Origin of the sequence: Hoylesella buccalis ATCC 35310, from assembly GCF_025151385.1 — a bacterium.
Taxonomy (GTDB): domain Bacteria; phylum Bacteroidota; class Bacteroidia; order Bacteroidales; family Bacteroidaceae; genus Prevotella; species Prevotella buccalis.
In genome coordinates this window covers 197,106-215,014 of sequence record NZ_CP102287.1, presented here as the reverse complement: position 1 = coordinate 215,014, position 17,909 = coordinate 197,106, and the positions used below count along the sequence as shown (strand labels likewise).

The following is a 17,909-nucleotide window of genomic DNA, read 5'->3' as shown; positions in this document are numbered from 1 at the left end:
CATGGTAAACAACCCGAGATTTCCCCATAAATGTCAGATTATCAGACCCACCAAGTCGGACAATCCCATGTCAGACGAGGAAGAAGGAGTGGTTTTGTATGATGGCATTTGCAGAGGTTTCGACAAGCTCACCACGTCAGTCAGCGGAGAAGTAATCTCCTCATATCGAGGTCTTGCGCTGCCTTTGAAGCAGGACGAGTGGACGAAAGAAACCATCCCGCAGGAGGGAGACAGGATAGTTTTGGACAAAGGTTCTTTCACAGAATATGGCGAGGTGATGGACAGGATGCCTGGTAATTTAGGAACTCATCTGCTTTGGAAGTATGTCAGGAATTAGCACCATAGTACAGTCGGCTATTTCTGATTTCAAGAAAGAGATAGAGGATAAGGTTGAACAGAATTGCAAGGTCTATTGCAAGTACATTCTTGACGCGGCGATAACATGGAGGCTACATACAGAAGGAGCGCATAACTTCACAGGTAATCTTATTAACTCCATTGTAGTATGTCTATATAAGAAAAACGAACCACTCGTTGCCTATTATTCTCATTCGAAGGTAAAGAGATCCATCTTCCATAAAATGGCTCAAAGGAAGCAAGTGTATGATTTTTATAAAGATTGGGACGGTGTGGAAAGTATGTTCGACGCAGACGAAAAGACAGACGAGGGTTATGGAGAGAATGATGCAAAGAAATTCTTTCAGCAATATCGTCCTAATAGTAATAGTCTATTTGACATTGTCGTTGCCTATCCTGTTGAGTATGCTGATTTTGTAGAAAACAAAAGGCAAACGACCGGATACCTGATGACCAAAAACGTTGCCGAAAATGTAGGTTTAACCTTTTTAAAGATGTAAATATATGCCAAAGTCAACGATGTACAACATATTCAACTCTCTCGTTACCGCAGCCAAGACTACAGGTGTGGCAAACATTTTCCTCTCCAATCGTCCAGATGTGACCAAGGAAATGACCGAGTTTGTTGTGATAGACCTTCCGACGGTGCAATACAGGGCGGTGAAGGGCAACGATGACTTTATAGTTAGGACGGAGGGTGTGTTCTATATCGGCATGAAAGCCAAGTCGGACAACACCCCCAATATAGGTAAGCAAACTGCGCTTGTGCAGAAGTTCTTAGACCTCTTCCCGATTACGGATGACCGCATTGTCGCAACAGAGCCTACGGTACTGCTGAAAGGCAGCGATAAGAGCGGTTTTCAATTGACCACCATCACATTTCATATCCGCACAAAAATCAATTCGTTTAACCATTAAAAAGAAAAAAACATGGCATTTAAGAGAAAGATAGACATGCAAGGCGATGTGTTCAACGGCATATCGTGTGTGTTTGCAGTAAAAGGCGGTATCGCCACCACTGGCAATGCAGCCACCTTGAAAGACACCGACATGATAGAGTTTCCAGTGTCCGATGAGTCAGGTTTCAATTTTGACACTGGTGCACCAAGCATAGACCACTTCAAGATTAAAGGTCTGCAAGCCGACTGGGTATCGAAGTTCAAGCCTGGCGATGGCGAGGTGAAGTTGGAAATCCCCTGTAACAACACAGAGATTTTGGATTTCTGCGGTTTCAAGGGACAGAAGACCACTTTGACTCTCCCAGCAGGTTTAACCGTTGGTGGCAAGGGTAAGGTATCAGGTCTGAGTTATTCATCCACCCAAAAAGCCATCTACTTAGGTGTGTTGGTTTTGAATGACAGTGAGGATAAAATCCTGTACATCAAGAAAGTCAAGTTCATGGCTCAATTGGTATTTGATAGTAGCAACAAGCCTCTCTGTGTCGTTTTGACAGGAAGCGTAGCTGCTGGTGCTGATGCAGACGCCTTTGGTATCTTTGAGCCAGACGCAACTGCATAAAAGATTGTTTCATTGATAACAGAACTCAACCGATGGGGCGGTGGTAGTGATGCTACCGCTGCCCCTATTTAATTAAAAGAAACAGGAATGAAAGAAGAACCTATCGTTAATCAGCCCACCGAAGAAGAACAGCGCATCTATCAATCTGTTCGTGACAACACTCCCACTATAGTAACCATTCCAGGAACCCGTAAGCGGTATAAGATACGTTGGTTGAAATATTGTCAGACACGGAAACTTGGAAGAGTACTTCTACGCAAACAAAATAGTGACGAAAAAGATAAAGCGCAACAAGATTTAAGTAAAGTTGATATTGTCATAGCAGACAGCAAGATAGCATGCAAAGCCGCTGCGATATTCGTGTTAGACGGTATGTTCAAGCTACACTTTCTTTATTGGTTTTTGTGGCGATGGTTCTATTATGTGAAAGAATACCGTTACGACCAGCTTCTTCCCATCCTTACAGAAGGTAAAAAAAAAGTACCTCTCATGCAGTACTTCGGAGCTACCACATCCTTGATAGGGGTGAAGGATACGCTACTCCAGATGACGACGAAGGAAGTAGAACGTATCCTTCAAGAACTGGGTACGGAACGGCCCACTCAGCAGCCAAGCACCGAGAGTGGCTCGTCAGCACAAGATACTTCTTCTTCGGACTAATACCTGTAAAGATGTATGAGTACTACTACGTTTACACCATTGCCCAAATAGAACTGATGAACATAGACGTTCCGATGACCTGCTACCGCCACAAGCGTGACAAAGACGCGCCTCCTACCCGTGCAGAAATGGATGAGACCGTGCGAAAGTGGGAAGAGCGCAAGAAACGTAGAAAATGGAAGATAGAAGACCTATTAAACAGTAAGAAAGAAATCACCACAACCCCATAAAACCAAGCAGCCATGGCATCCAACAACATCTTGAAATTCACCGTAGCCATAGAGGACAAAGCCACTAATGGTTTAGACGCTATCTCTAATCGTCTGAAACAATTGGAAGATCAATTCATTAAGTCTATTGGCAACATCAATCAGTCTTTAGGAAATATAGGAGGCAAACAGCCGCTTCCTAACTTAGATGCGCTTTTGAAACAGGTAGCCAGTGCCAAAGAATCCTTGAAAAAGGATGTGAACGACGTTCCTATGTTTAAGAATGTCATGGAACAGATGCGCCAGTTGCAAAGTTTTGTTGGTAGCTCTGCGCTTCCGCAAGAAATCAAGAAGATGGAAGAAAGTCTATCCAATCTTTTTAAGGAAGCAGGTCGTGTCAATCCCAACAGTTTTACCACCTATTTTAATCAGTTAAGCAAAGCCTACGAAAGTTTCCAAAGCAAGTTGAGTGGCAGTGGCTCGACCGCAGGTCTAAAGGCGTTGGATGAAAAGATGAGCAGTTTAGGCGGCTTGCGAGGTGGTGGCATTACGCAAGACGTACAGTCGCAAGCCGAGCAAATCAAGATAGTGTTGCTCAAATCCATTCAAGACATCAACGAAGCTGTCCTCACCACCAAGAAATTGTTAAGCAACAGTGGTGGTATAGATTTTGGGGCTGTGAGCGAAAAAGTGGACAGGCTTTCCGCCTCCATCGGTCAGTTGACCGAAGCCTTCAGGAGCATGAACGGTGTCATGGGTCAGGACAAGGGGCTGTTGAACTTAGCCGCAGGGATGGGAACGATGCTCAATGAGGTGAAATCCGCTGTAGGGACGCTCAAGATGGGAGATGCCAATCTCAACGTAAAATCAAGTTTTGAGACAGCCGTCAAGAGTATTTATCAAGCACGCACGGAGTTGGAGCGGCTTTCCCCTTTGTTAGAAAAGTTACAGCATCAACGCTTCCTTGCTAAATCATTTGGTTTTGATACCAACGAGATAGACAATGCTATTTATAAGCTCAACCTATTGCGTGGAAAGCTCAATAATATCGCCAATGGTAACACAGGCTTGTTGGTCAGCAATGCCTATCCTGGCGGTGCTGAGGGTCTGCTAACCTCCCAGTTGATGCAAGCCGAGCGTTCAAATCTTCAGGCTATCAGGAACACCCTTGCCGTTCAAACCGAAGCCAACAGTCAGGCTGCCAAGAACGAGCAAGCGAAAGATGCTGTATCCCGAGCCAACGCACGGCTGACCGAAGAAGAACAGCGTGTTGCCAATGCTATCCGTAACAGCTCTGGTGCCATGCACGGTCAATCGCAAGTAGTGTCTGACCTGAAAAGCATGGCTCTGCAATATTTGAGTGTATGGGGAGCGCAACAGTTCGTTACCGACATGGCTAATATCACGGGAGAGTTGGAATTGCAGCGTAAGTCCCTTGAGGTCATTTTAGACAATGCCAGTGCTGCTCAGAAGATGTACAGTGAGATACGCGACCTATCGCAGATGTCGCCCTACACCTTTGAAGACCTGTTGAAGAGCCATAGGCAGTTAGCCGCATTTGGTATTGAAGCCAAAGACATATTCAGCACGTTGAAATCCCTGTCAGACATTGGCGCAGGTTTGGATGTAGATGTATCCCGATTGATTTTGGCGTTTGGTCATACCAAGTCATACGGCTACCTTTCTGGTATACAGAACAGGCAGTTTGAGACGGCAGGTATTGACTTAGTTGGAGCTTTGTCAGCTATGTACAACAGGCGTGCCAACGAGCGTAAACGTGAAGGCAAACAGTATGAGTTTGTCAACAGGAAAGACATTTTCCAACGCATGCGCGCCCGCAGTATTCCCTTTGAGGATGTGCAAGAAGTAATATTGGACTTGGACAAGCCTGGTGGTAAGTTCTACAACATGCAGATCCGTCAGTTTGAGACACTTGGTGGTAAGTTAAGAAACCTTCGCAACAACTACCGTATCATGATGAGCGAGTTAGGAGGGGCGAACAAAGGCTTCTTGATGGGCAGTGTCGGCATGATTAACGAATTGACAGAGCATTGGCAGCGATACCTGGGTGTGTTAAAAGGTGTTGCTTTTGGTTACGGAGCCATTAAGCTCGCTTCTCTATTTGCAGGCAGACAAGCCCTATCCGCCAGCAAAGAACTCGTTTCCGCCTCCGTGTTGCGCAACCGCCTATCAGGAACGACATCCTATCTGAACGGTAACATCAGCATGTGGGGAGCCATGGGTAGCAGTAGGAATTTTTTTAGTCATAAATCCTCCTTAGCGTTAGATAAGAATGACAACATTGTCAGGAGCATCGCCACAGACACCAAACTCAACTCACTGACCAAGCAGCGCATTGCCCTTACCAGTGCGTTGACCAAAGAGCAACGGATACTCCTTTTGACAGAATCGGGTATTAACCAAGCCCGTGCCACACAGATAGCGAGTATGAGTGCATGGCGTCGTGGTCTACTCTCTTTGCGTTTAGGTATTATTGGTGTAGCACAAAGTTTCAAGGCTATGGCACTTGCCATGCTCACCAACCCTATGACATGGATATTCGCTGCCGTTGGAGCCGTTACATGGATTGTCAACAAGATTGGACAAGGCGTGGAAGAAGCCGAGAACTTCAAGAAGGGTCTATCCGAAGCCGCAGAAACCGATGTCAAGGGTATGAGTGAGTTTCTTGACCCTTACAAGCAAAGCGGCATGATTAAGACCGTAGGTAAGACCTCTGTGAGAGGAGATGGTAGGACTGCTATTCATGAAACCGTCGCCATCAACAAAGCAGAGTTGGAAGCCGAAGGTATAGACACCGTTTTTGAAGAATTGAAGAACAGACTACAGACCGCCTCTCCAATGTATGAGGGCGACTATTTTGATGTGATGAAAGCAGGCAACCAAGCTGAACAAGTAGAGGGCTTGTTCCAAAAGATGGAAGACATCAAGTTTGCTAAGCAGATAGAGCAACAGACCAGTGATGAGTTGGGAGCAGCAGTCTCATCTACCGCTCCTGAATCTGCGTGGTATGTTTGGCAATATGGACGTGGTGAGGGCGTGATAACCAATATGGGTGACTATGCGAAAGACCGCGCTGACTTGGTGAATAGCATTCGTGTGTCTGATGACCAATGGAATAGTTTTTCGCAAGAAGACAGAGCAGCCATTGAAAAATACATGAGAGATTTGGGTATGGCAAGAAATGAAGCCATAGCCAAATACCTTATCAATATGAGTGCTGAGGGAAATGCGAAATTGGCTGTCAACAAAAGCTATGATGAAGATAACGTTTTGAGAAAAGGTGCGAAACAAGCATTAAAATTGAAGCATACGTTAGATGAAGCCAAGGCAGACATTGCTCCTGTGGCTGAAAGTATGGCGACCATCCTTGTCAATAAATTTGGCGACAACATCAGTGCTGGCAGTGCCTATGTTACAGACGCCTTTGACAAAATGCTCTCTGACGCTAAAGTTGGAAGTCCTGAGACGCAGGCAGAGTTGGCAGCCGAACTCAACCGAAGTATCTATGATAATTTGGCTTCTATGGGTAAGAGTTCACTTGCCAACATGGTGTTAGAGCGTTCCTATCAAAACGAGATAGGTAAGATGGCACTTTCAGGGTTAGACGGTAATCTTCGTCAAGATATGTCGGAAGATGAGGTTATCAAAGTAGCAAAAGGAACCGCCAAGAAAGCATTAGAAGCCCTCAAGTTGAAAGACCCAAAATTTAATGAGTGGTGGAAGAGCCAAGGTAAGACCGCCCTATCCTCCTTTTTGAGTGGTATCACTGAAAAGACAGAACATGCAGCGAAAAACATAGTTAGCAATATTGGTTGGGTTAATTTCTACCAGAAATTTGGTTTAGCAGTAACTGCCGAGGATTCTAATGATTACATCGGTTATATCAAAAACAAGCGAAAAGAGATAGCAGACAATATGCAACGCATACTATCTGTCAAAAGTAAATTGAAGACCCAATTTAAGATAGATGTTGGTGTAGACCTTAATTCAAGTGATGCTGTCAAGCAGATAGCTCGCTTAGTAGGTGCTATGAACAGAGCCATATCAGATGCTTGGAAGACCCACAATGCTTCAAGTGGAGAAGCAAGAAAAGAGTCAATGCGCAATATCGAATTTTTAAGAACCACCCGAGATAATGCGCTTACCGCCTATAAAGTTGCTCATGCTTTACAAGCCGACCATCAGTCATTGACCGATGACGACGGCAAGAATAAAGGTGGAAGAGGAAGTCGTAGCAGTCATAGTGGTGGTAGTTATAAAGACCCATTTGTAAACCGCTGGGATGAGCGCATCCGTGTGATGAAAGAAGCCAACAACGTGTATGAAGACTGGGAGAAGCGTGTTGGCAGAGGAGCCGCCATTGAAAGAGTTAATAAGCAATTTGGTGATATTTTTGAATCGTGGAAGAAAGACAAAACACTTCCTTTTGATTTCAATACAGAAGATGTTGGCGACATCCGCAAGTATGTAGAGAGCATCAAGCAACAAGCCGTTGAGAGGTATAAGAAGCAAAAAGGCAGCAAGCGTTACAACCATGGAGAAGAATCGTTGCGGGTGTATAGGCAAGCTCAAGAAGTGCTGAACAGCATAGACGCAAAGATGTTCGACCGAGCTACCGAGTTGTGGGCGAGCAAGACCAATCTTTGGTTAGACCGTTTGACGAAAAAATGGGAGCTGTACCAAAAAGTTCTTAAGGCAACAGGTGACATGCAACTATCCATGTCGCTGTCGGGCTTTAATACAGAGAAATACCAATCCGTTGCCGATGCTATCAAAGAGAAGATAAGCAAAGACTTACAAGATATGGGTGTAAAAAAAGGGTTTGTTTTTGACAAAGATGCCAGCGACAAGCAGATAGAAGAGAGTGTCAAGGCTTCGTTGGGAGGCAAATCCAATGATGAGCGCATCAAAGGCATTGTAGAGGAGTTAAAGAAATGGCGAGACCTTCAACGGCAGATAGAAGACGAGGGTAAAGAAGCATACGCATCCATTGTAGGTGGTATAGACAACTACCTCAACCGCATACAAAAAGCCAATTCCGAGTATGAAGACCTCCTACGAAAGATGGAGAATGCCAAGAATGCGGGGGCGCTGTCAGAGGAGCAGTTTCAGCGAGGAGTGCAGATAGCTGCTGACAAACGAGACAGAGCCATATACGAAGCGAGTGCGCCTTACAAACAGCTCATTGGTTCAACACTCACCAACAGTAGTCAGTTTGCCCATGCTGAGGGCAACCGAGCCATACAGCTTTTAATGGAACAATTTAACAGAGGTAGCATTTCCGCTGATGAATACACCAAGAAGATAAAAGAGATCAATGATGCGTTAGACAAGACCGACAAGAGTAAGGTGAGCGACATTATTCGTTTCTTTAATGAGACCCCAGAGCAACGTCATACTCGCAAAGCCAATGAAGCCATGGAGCGTTTTACTAATGCGACGAATGAGTACGAGCAATATAAAGGCATCAGAGACAAAGCCATTGCGAATGGGGACAAGCGCACCGCCATCAATGCAGAGGTTGCGATGGGGCGAGCGCAAGCCAAGCAAAAAGCCGCATTGGCAGAGGCGAATGAAGAGCAAGAGAAAGCCATTAAGTTCAAGAAATTCGCTGATGCCGTAGACACTGCCACAAAAGCTCTGCGCGATTTTCAAAGTGGCATGGATTTACTTAGTAAAACGTTCTCTGCTCTTGGCATGGAAGGAGCTGCTAATGTGGCAGAAGATGCCGCAGGGCTTGCTGGCGGAATGCTTCAAGGAGCCAGTTCTCTCTCGTTTTTAGGCCCATGGGGGCAAGCTGCGGGAGCCGCCTTAGGATTGATAGGTGGTGTAGCCCAATTGCATGACAAGAATTTAGAGCGTCAGATAGGTAAGATAAAAGACGATGTTGCAAACATAGAAGCCTATACCGAGGTCATCAGCAGGGCGCAGGAGCGCACGTTGGGCTATGATAGAGGTAACGAGTTACGCAGTTTTGCACAGCAGTATGCCAAAAAGGAGTTTATCTTTGGACCCTTTAATTTTAACAAAGATGGAGCTGCTGGTCATGCCATGAAAGAATTTTATGGCGCAGCCACTGGTGCAGACAACGGCTATCAACAACAGTTTGAGTTATTGAAGCGAGAGCGTCAAGACTATGTTGACATGTACAACAAAGAGGATGATAAGAAGAAGAAATCTCAAAAAGACCTTTTGGAGTACAAGAAGAAGATAGCCGAGTTGGACGACAAGACGCTTCACTTCGTTGAGGATGCTGCAAAAAATCTGTGGGGCATAGACATCAAAGGTTGGGCAGACCAAGTGAGTGATGCTCTGTGTAATGCCTTTGAGAATGGTGAGGATGCTGCCAAAGCCTTTAAGGACACTACAGAGGATATTCTTCGTGGTGTAGCCAACAACATCATCAAGATGGGCATTATTCAACCTATGTTTGAAGAGTTGAGGACTAAACTTCTTGGTTATAATGACAAAGCGGGCAACTACCACGCAGGGCTTATAGACATTCACGACAAAAACAGCTTCAAAGACCCTGACAAGACCGCTAAGGTACTTGCTGGCGGTGTTGGTCAATTTATGAAGGAAAGGGGTAATGATATGATAACGACCGCTCAGCAAGGACTTATTGGCATGGAGCGAATGTTTGAAAGCATGGGTTATAGCTTGAAGAAATCAAAGGATAGCGGTAGTGGCACGTTAAGTAGTGGCATACAAGGTATGAGCGAGGACACGGCAGGACTACTTGCAGGTTATGTGAACGCCTTGCGCCAAGACGTGTCTTATATCAGGTTGATACAAACCACCTTTGCTAATGAGATGTGGAAAGACTATATCCAACAGGTAACAGGCATGGGAGGTGCGCTGACGAGGATAGACGAGAATGTAGCTGCTATCAGGTCGGTTATCAGCGAGAACGGAGCATTGTACCAGAAAGTTGAGCAGATGGCAGGTGATTTGCACAATGTTATCTTTGGAAATGAGAGGGTGAGGATAGAATAGAATAGAAAAACGAAGCCTCTCCCCCTACCCCTCCCCGAAAGGGAGGGGAGTGAATAGACAAGCTATCAACTTGTAAACTCGTCAACTATCAACTTGTGAACTGAAACTTTTACTTCAGATAGTCGAGGTCGTCTTCTGTGGTGGCTTTTCCACGAACAATGATGTTTGCAGATTTGCTGTTTCTGAAGACCATCAGTCTTGAGGAGTCGAGTCCCTCAGCCTGGACGGTCGCGTCATCCAACACATGTACAAGGACGAACGCATCGTTTCTTGCTATGACCCTTACGTTTGAGTTGTCTCTGACATAGATGACGGCATGATGGCGTCCGTTAATTCTGACGGTAGACTTTGAGTTTCCAAGAATCATTGCTTTTGACTGGTTTAAAAAACCGTAATTATCATCCACGAGGATGCCGTTTTTCCTTAGCAAATCTCTTTCAAAATGAGCAGAGATATATTCGTTGGACGGATAATGATGTATCAAGCAAAAATCAAGTCCTTTGAAAAATTTGTCTATCAACGTTTGCTCATCCGTATCATCCTTCCATTCTCCGAACCATTTATCACAAAGGTTCAGTTTTCTTGCCATGTTGCGCAACTCTACACTCAAAGAAATGTCATTATTTTTCATACTTTATTTGTTTTTATTTTGTAAAGGTAAACATAAAAGTAACATATTTGTTTTCAAACTATTAAAAACATTGTATAAAGAGTAAGAATTAAGTATTATTTTATTTATTTGTAAATATTCTTTACTATTTTTGTTCACAATAAACGACCTTGGTATGGGAATAAAGAAATTATACATCCAACAATCATTTTACGATGGTTCAACCTATCAAAAGGGAGCCATCGTGGACACCTTTGCTACCTATCATGTAGCTATTTTTGACATATCATATAAGTATTTGCCAGAGACAAAAGACCTTCCGAAGCGAGATTGGAATGGCACTGATGGAGAAGATGTGTATATTCCTAAACATATCCCTATGAAAGGCTATGAGCTGGAAGTCAATATGCTATATAAGGGTAGCGAAGACCATATCAATGATGACATACAGTCGTTTGTGGAATACCTCTATGGCAGGAATGCAGGAGCGACAGGTGGTAGATTGTTTATTTATGATGAATATACTCAAACAGGTCGTAAGGATGTGTATGTAAAATCCATTTCACCCTCTGACTACTATGTAGAGGAGAACGATACTGATGCTATTTGTGCTTTCAGTGTTAAGTTTTACGTCAGCGACCCAGTAACCAACGTAAGCCCTACCTATATCGAAGGTAAGATAACCGATTTAAGCTATTAAGACGATGCGAACAGAGCCACTCATTATCTATCATAACACCAAACCACTTTGCCGAGCTGAAAAGTGGACTTTTTACGACAAGGTGCAATCCGTTGGTGGTCAGTATATCTCCACGACCATTAAGAGTCCTGTACCTATTACATTTAGTATTGGCGACTATTGTGAGTATCGTGGTGAGCGTTATTACATGAACAACCTCCCGAGTGTTACACAGCAAGCAAAGCCCAAGGAGTACGGTGAGGGTTTTGTTTACGACAATGTTCGTTTTGATGGAGCAGGTTTTGAGTTATGTCGCATTTTAATGCTCGACATTACCCCTACGACAGGACTTTACATCCCAAAGAAAGGCACCAATTACACGGGCAGCAGTAATTTTCAGTTGTACTGTGGGGAAACCCGCATGACCGTAGACGGTACCGAGAAAATCTATCCTGCCGTCTGTACCCTTGCAGGTAAGATACAAGCCAACTTAGACAGAGCCTACCCCACATCAGGGTGGAAAATATTAGTAGACACCACTACTACACATGAGGTAAAAGGTAATACCGAGTTGCGCACGCATACCGATGACAAAATTCTAAGTTTTAATAATACCACTGTCGCCAACGCCCTTGCGGAAGTAAACAACACCTTTAAGTTGAATTTTCATATCAAAGGAAGAACTATCTATATCGGCTACACATTAGGGGCTGTTACAGGTAACTTTATGGGAAATAGCGGTGTTGTTGGTGACAACGACTATTATTATTTAGGTTATGGTCGAGGTTATGCCGACAAGGAGCATCCAGGAAGAGGATTATATGAGATAAAAAAGAGTGCGGACACCAATCAGCAAATCATCACTCGTCTCCGTGCTATGGGTTCAACGAAGAACATGCCGTTCAGATATTACAACAAGCGTTACGACTTGTCGCAAGACTTGTACCCCGCCAACCTTCAACTCCCCGATACGTTCAAGCCACCATTGGAAAAACATGCGGGGCATGAGCGTCGCAAGACCATCAACAAAAGTGTTTATGAGGTTCTTGGAGAGACCAATGATGCCTATCTTGAAAAATATAACGACATCAAAAGGTGCAAGGAAGGACTGCGAGAGGGCGTCGCCATTTGGGACGGCAGCAATGGCTTACCAGAGATCTATCCAACGATAGAGAGAATGACCTATGGAGAGTTGCGTGGCAACAATTGTGCCGACATGTTGGGCAAGACAGAGAGCGGTAGTGGCGCACAAGTCAATGGACATTCATCCTTTTATTATTACGACAACAACGAAAGGGTGGATGAAATATTGGCAGTAGGCAAGCTGACAGGCACCACACTAAGTGATGATGCCAATTTTGGCAACGGACTGTTGCAACCAGACACCTTGGAGGAAAGTAGTAATATAGACTGTCCATGTAATGTTAAGAGTAGTTTCTCTGTCTCGTATTTGCAGAATAAAATAGACAGAGGTTATGACCTATTTCCACCCATACGCATGCAAGCGGCAGGAAAGTACATTCTATCTCCAGAAGCACCCTCTTTGCGTGCAGAGGTCAGCATTAACACAGGCAGGCACGAATCAGGTGGCAAGCACGCTTCTGGACTTTGTTATTATGAGATAATTCTATCTTCTGTGTCCTTGAAAGATAATCAAAGGACGACTATTGGTAAATATGTGTCAGAAAAGAAAGCCGTAAGCAGCGGCCAACCCTGTCTGATAGAACTACCAAAATTACCAGACCTTTTTGATGACAAGAAAGAAGAAGGAACAAAATACGATGCGCAAATCAAAGCCATTCAATTGAATGGTGTCAGTGATGTTTATGCCTCAATTGTCTTTCATGTAGAAGACATTAAGAGAGATGTCCAAGACAATGTCTATCTCACCGTTTATGCAGGCAAGCCCAGTTTTGGCAAAGAGGCTTCCGTGATGAAAGACTCCCCTAGCGTCTATGTATGGAGTCCATCCACAGAAGACAAAAAAGACATCAACAAGCCATTCCATGTGATTATCAAAGACATCGGCATTTCACAGTTTGTATCTCAATTTAGCGGTGGTGAGCAACCCATGCTTAGCATGAAAGACGGCAACTGTTTAGGTCGTAATTTCTTGATAGGTAAAGACGTAAAACGAGTGACCTACACCAAGAATGGTAATACCTATAATGGATGGCAATTAGAGCTGACACGAGCCGCCGATGATAGCATACACCGCTACTATCCAAACCAAACAGACCGTTTGCAAGCTGGTGACCATTATGTGTTGTTAGGCATTCCTATGCCCGATGCCTACGTTCAAGCAGCCGAGATGCGTCTTTTGGTAGCTGCCAGTCAGTACCTTAGAGACAATAGTAGGACGAAATACAACTATGAGCCAAAGGTAGACGAGTTGTTTTTGGCACGCAATTACGACAGATGCGAGAGCATGAATGCCAAAGAGCAATCTATCTATTGGAATTTGTACGCAGGATTGCGCTTACCATTCTTTGGTAGTCCGAATACAGACAATGCAGACGAAGAACTCCCACTCGTCAATATACCGATAGAAAGTTTGACGATAAAAGAGGGTGACGGCATTATCCCAAAGGTAGAACTCCATTTGCGAGAAGGCAGTAGTCAGAGCAGCATTCAGCAGATAAGCGCGAGAATAGACGCCCTCTATGACGGAATGAATAGAGGAAATGGTGGCATGACTCTTAGCGATACCAACACCGCTATATTTCGTACAGGTGTGAAATACTTTTTGCGCAAAGATATTGCAGATACTGCTGAGCAGGTCATTATTTTTTTGAAAGGCATCATCGCTAAGGCTATCTCCTACTTCAATGGCATTGAGAACAACGGTAACTTCCGCAACAAAGGGGACATCACCAATACAGGCTGCATCATGACGAATAACCTCACGGTGACGGGTAAGGCGACATTCTTTGAATTGGAGATACAGAAGGCAAAGGCAGCTGGGGGTATGTCTGTGAACTCTGCGGGTACTTTCCATATTGATGCAGTGGAGGTAACGCCAGACGGATTTGTGTGTTACCAACGTGCTGAGAAAGACGGTGTGAAGCTGTTGCAGACGTGCGAGCCGAAAGACCAGATGATGTGTTCAAATGGGATGAATAGCCTCCTCCTGCAGCCTCCCCCAACCCCTCCAAAGGAGGGGGGAAGCCAAGGGAGGGGAGACCAGACGAAGGATGGAAAGCCACATGCCATTGGCAATCACTACTATTGGCGGTTGGCAACGGAAGCACCTAAGGAGGTGGTGATGCACACGATTGACGGTAAGGAAGAAAAGTGTCTGAAATTGGTGCTGTCAAAAACTGACCGCCATAAATTGAAGAATGAAAGTCCGCAGGATATAGGCGACATACCGAAGGTAGGTGACGACCTCGTTCAGGTTGGAAATCGTGACAACAAGGAAAGACAGAGCGTCATGATGTCGTGTGCTTATAATAGTTTTGACCCCGATTTGAAGCCGTCTTATTGGGCGCATTACATGGGTGTGAACGACTATGATATTTCCAAGCATAGATACACATGGTTTGCCGCCAATGGCAGTCAGGTGACGGGCAACTTCAAGGTGCAGAGCGATAATGGTGGACTTGAGTCTATTGAGGACTACATGAAAGGCTTGGCGTCTGAAAATAGTTCTGTGCTGTACAAGTTGGTGATGAGCAGCTCGCAGTTCAATGTGAAAGCAGATGGAAGTCTTTCTCCGCAATTCATCTCCATCTATGCTTACAAGGTACAGGGAGAAAATCTCACGCAGCTGTCGCCAAGTGAAAAAGTGAGCGTGCGTGTGACGAAAGGCGAGAACGAGCTCCCTATTAAAGAAAACTCTGTTGTTGTGCGCAGCGACAAGTGGAATTTATGGGCAAAAAAAGAAGACATGACCGATGTGTTTAATGTGGATTTGATCATCAACGATAATGTTGTAGACAAGCAGAAGTTGGTAGACATGCAGAAGATACATGTTGTCAGGGAAGGACAGGACGGACGTGACGGACACTCGCTTGTAACTAAGGTATTTATGGAGGGCAGCTACCGTAACGGATTCACCAAGGGCGTGAAAAGCTATGTGAAGGTGTACTATGACGGGCAGGAGGTGACGGACTTCAAGGCGAGCTATAGATACAAAGGCGGTGGATTTTCCGACTGGTCAGCAACAGAAATTAAAAGCAGTGACGCTTGGGGTGATGCGCAGCGTGACGGCAGTACGCTCTACGTTGAGTATGCGGTGGAGTACAAGGGGTTGAAAGCCCTTGCGACAGGCAGGCTTGACAACATACAGGACGGCAAAAAAGGAAGTGATGCCGTGAGCTACAATCTGATACCGATGCAGGAAGCAGCCGTGGCATACAAGGCGGATAGTGGGAAAAAACTTGTAAGATTGTTTTTAGCGTACAAGATACAGAAAACAGTTGGTGAAGTTACTCGTGAATTAGCTCTCGGTGAGGAAGGCATAAAACTTTCTGTGGCTGGTATTACTAAAACATTCGTGTCAATTGGTGGCGCATATGTCTTGGATAAAAAAGATGTTGAATACAAAGAAACTAACATTGACACATACATTGTGACGCTGAAAAAAGGCAGCGACATCGTAGACCAGCGCATTGTTCCTATCACTTTCAAGCCAAAGGTGGTGTTTGACATTGACACGGTGAATGGAAAAATTACCAGTCAGATAGAAGCTGCTAACGGTAAAATAAACTCTGTTGAGCGGGACCTCAACCAGACCAAAGCCACGGTGGGAGAGCTTGATGGGAAGTACTCGCAGCTAAAGATGAAGTCAGACGAAATTAGCCTTACCGTGAATAATGGAACTCGTCCTAACTTGCTTTGGGGAAGTGACCTTGATTTGTCAGAGATGCAGGATAAGATACAGCTTGCCTATAAACAGGGGACCGATATCAAACAGAAAACCGCTGAAAAGGAAAATTTGCAAAGACAGTTGGATGCCACGTCTACCAATGACACGGCAAAGCGCAATGACCTACAGAAGAAGATAGATATTTGCAACGATGCCATAACCGCTGCAAAGAATAAGGTTAGTGAGTGCAAGGCAGCCATCGAGAAACATTTGGGCGTGGGGCTGAATGTCACCAAGGTTGACAACACAGAGAGGTTCGAGTATTTGAAAGGCGGTGGCGTGGCTTGTGCGGATGCCATAAAGGCAAAGGTGACAGCAGTAAATGACGATGGAAACTACTATGCAGGCTTGTATTGGCAAATAGGTTTTGGTGCTAAATCAAACGTCAAGGTAAAACCCAACACCGAATATACTTTCTCGTTTTGGATAAGAACGGAGATACTGCAAGGCAGTGGCTATGCGGTGGTGGAAAGTTTTAATATGGAAAGCCTTTCTGGTGGAAGGAAAGACCGTACGATGCCGTGGACAGATGTTAAAGCAACGAACGAGTGGGAAAGAAAGAGCTACACGTTTACTACAGGAGCCACAGGCTACATTATGGTGGGTGTTGGACTTTCGGGTTCACCCAATTTCTCGGGACTTATCTACCTTTGCCGCCCCAAGCTGGAAGAGGGCAACACTGCCACTCCATGGTGCGCCTATGACGGCACGGTGGATGCGTTGAAGAGAACTGGTATTGACATCTTGACTGGTGAAATAGTGCTTGACGCAGACAAAACGACCGTCAAGGGAGATCTTACGGCAAAGAGCCTGCAAACGGAGGGAGACCCAGCCAAAGGGGGTGGTACCGTCGTGGCCAAGGACGGCGTTATAACCTTCTATGGCGTTAACAAGTCAGTACCTGGCATAGAGATAGGACTTAACGAGGCTGGAGAGCCTGTTCTCAAAATGTACAAGAACGGGAAATTCATGTACGACCTGGGGCCAGACACCATATTCGAACAAGTAATCGAGCGTGAAAACGGATTCACACCGTGTGACATGCATAGGATATGCAACACCGTGGGAAACGACATGGAGAAATCATTCGGAGTAAACTTCCCGAACAATTATCGAACGATGGTGGCGTATGTGTTCAGTGAGGGGTACAAGAGAGTTGGCAACCAGACGAGATACAAAGTGTCTGAAACAAAGGAGATATCGACATACAACGGTGTACACTTCGTCGAACAACGCAGTGTCTCTGGGATTACCGCCGACCAACTTGAAAGCATGTCAAGGATAGCCGATGGATGGTATTTGAACGGGGGTGGCCCCAGAGTCAGCGACTCAAGCGCGCCTGCGTATGACGGCTCAAATCCACAAGGATATACGTGTCGCCGTTTTGGCGTGAGGTATTACTCTAATGGAAAAGCTACATCAAAACTTGGCTCGTTCACTGTGTGTGGAAACAGTCAGACAGGATGGACGGTGGAAAAAATAGACATACCATTCTTATAACTTAAAAATGTAAAATGTAGATGAGCTATGGATAAAGATAGACAAACGGTAAAATCAGTTTCAGACAAGCGCATTATCGTGCCAGGCACGGTGAACGGCAGAGAGTATTACTTCTTAGTGGACACGGGCGCATCGATAGCACTCATCAGTGAAAAGGTGCGGGGACTGGACATCGGAAAACGTTTCGGTGGCAGCATCATGGGCGCAGGTGGCAGCATAAGAGCAAGGATTTGCAACACGTTCGTGAAGATTGGCGGAAAGGATTTCTCGCAATTCCTCGCTACCGACTTGGATAACCTCATTGTATCTATTGCGGAAGAGACGAATGTAGAGATAGCTGGTATCATCGCTCTGCCACAGATGCAATTCTACGGTGTGGAGATTGACACGGACGACGGAACTATAAGGCTATGAAGAAACAAAACAGCCTCTCCCCCTGCCCCTCCCCGAAAGGGAGGGGAGTGAATAGACAAGCTAACAACTTGTGAA

At 45.1% G+C, this 17,909-nt stretch carries 11 protein-coding genes; 10 read left to right on the top strand and 1 reads right to left on the bottom strand.

Translation table 11 applies throughout. The features are described 5' to 3' along the window. Position 1: 1 nt before the first annotated feature. From NQ518_RS00900 to NQ518_RS00870, 7 genes are all read left to right on the top strand, one after another. Entirely contained in the window at positions 2-337 is a 336-nt protein-coding gene (locus NQ518_RS00900; RefSeq protein ID WP_227961212.1) for a hypothetical protein, read from the top strand. Continuing rightward, on the top strand, positions 324-857 hold the full coding sequence (locus NQ518_RS00895; RefSeq protein WP_227961214.1) for a hypothetical protein: 534 nt from the start codon (positions 324-326) through the stop codon (positions 855-857). The genes NQ518_RS00900 and NQ518_RS00895 overlap by 14 nt, the downstream gene beginning before the upstream one ends. A 4-nt stretch (positions 858-861) precedes the next feature. Next, positions 862-1,275 (top strand): hypothetical protein, encoded by a 414-nt coding sequence (locus tag NQ518_RS00890; protein ID WP_227961216.1) that lies wholly within the window; start codon positions 862-864, stop codon positions 1,273-1,275. 12 nt (positions 1,276-1,287) lie between these two features. Beyond that, the gene (locus tag NQ518_RS00885) at positions 1,288-1,875 is read left to right on the top strand and encodes a hypothetical protein (RefSeq protein WP_227961217.1); all 588 of its coding nucleotides are present in this window, start codon (positions 1,288-1,290) and stop codon (positions 1,873-1,875) included. An 87-nt stretch (positions 1,876-1,962) separates the two neighbouring features. Further along, a complete protein-coding gene (locus tag NQ518_RS00880; protein ID WP_227961220.1) occupies positions 1,963-2,535 on the top strand; it encodes a hypothetical protein in 573 nt (190 codons plus the stop codon). Positions 2,536-2,546: 11 nt separating this feature from the next. Continuing rightward, positions 2,547-2,765: a hypothetical protein gene (locus NQ518_RS00875; RefSeq protein ID WP_227961222.1), complete on the top strand. Its 219-nt coding sequence runs from the start codon at positions 2,547-2,549 to the stop codon at positions 2,763-2,765. Between the two features lie 12 nt (positions 2,766-2,777). Continuing rightward, the gene (locus tag NQ518_RS00870; RefSeq protein WP_227961225.1) at positions 2,778-9,761 is read left to right on the top strand and encodes a hypothetical protein; all 6,984 of its coding nucleotides are present in this window, start codon (positions 2,778-2,780) and stop codon (positions 9,759-9,761) included. 109 nt (positions 9,762-9,870) lie between these two features. On the opposite strand, the gene NQ518_RS00865 is transcribed toward NQ518_RS00870, so the two are convergent. Continuing rightward, positions 9,871-10,392, bottom strand: a complete 522-nt coding sequence (locus NQ518_RS00865; protein ID WP_227961227.1) for a hypothetical protein — start codon at positions 10,390-10,392, stop codon at positions 9,871-9,873. Between the two features lie 154 nt (positions 10,393-10,546). Here NQ518_RS00865 and NQ518_RS00860 point away from each other — a divergent pair, with 154 nt between their 5' ends. The 3 genes from NQ518_RS00860 to NQ518_RS00850 are packed head-to-tail and all read left to right on the top strand — an operon-like array spanning position 10,547 to position 17,834. Continuing rightward, positions 10,547-11,071 carry a hypothetical protein gene (locus NQ518_RS00860; protein ID WP_227961229.1) on the top strand — a complete coding sequence of 175 codons (525 nt, stop codon included), beginning with the start codon at positions 10,547-10,549 and terminating at the stop codon, positions 11,069-11,071. Positions 11,072-11,075: 4 nt separating this feature from the next. Further along, positions 11,076-17,420 carry a hypothetical protein gene (locus NQ518_RS00855; RefSeq protein WP_227961230.1) on the top strand — a complete coding sequence of 2,115 codons (6,345 nt, stop codon included), beginning with the start codon at positions 11,076-11,078 and terminating at the stop codon, positions 17,418-17,420. A 27-nt stretch (positions 17,421-17,447) separates the two neighbouring features. Beyond that, complete coding sequence (locus NQ518_RS00850; RefSeq protein ID WP_227961232.1) at positions 17,448-17,834, top strand: retropepsin-like aspartic protease; 387 nt, start codon at positions 17,448-17,450, stop codon at positions 17,832-17,834. Positions 17,835-17,909: the final 75 nt, after the last annotated feature.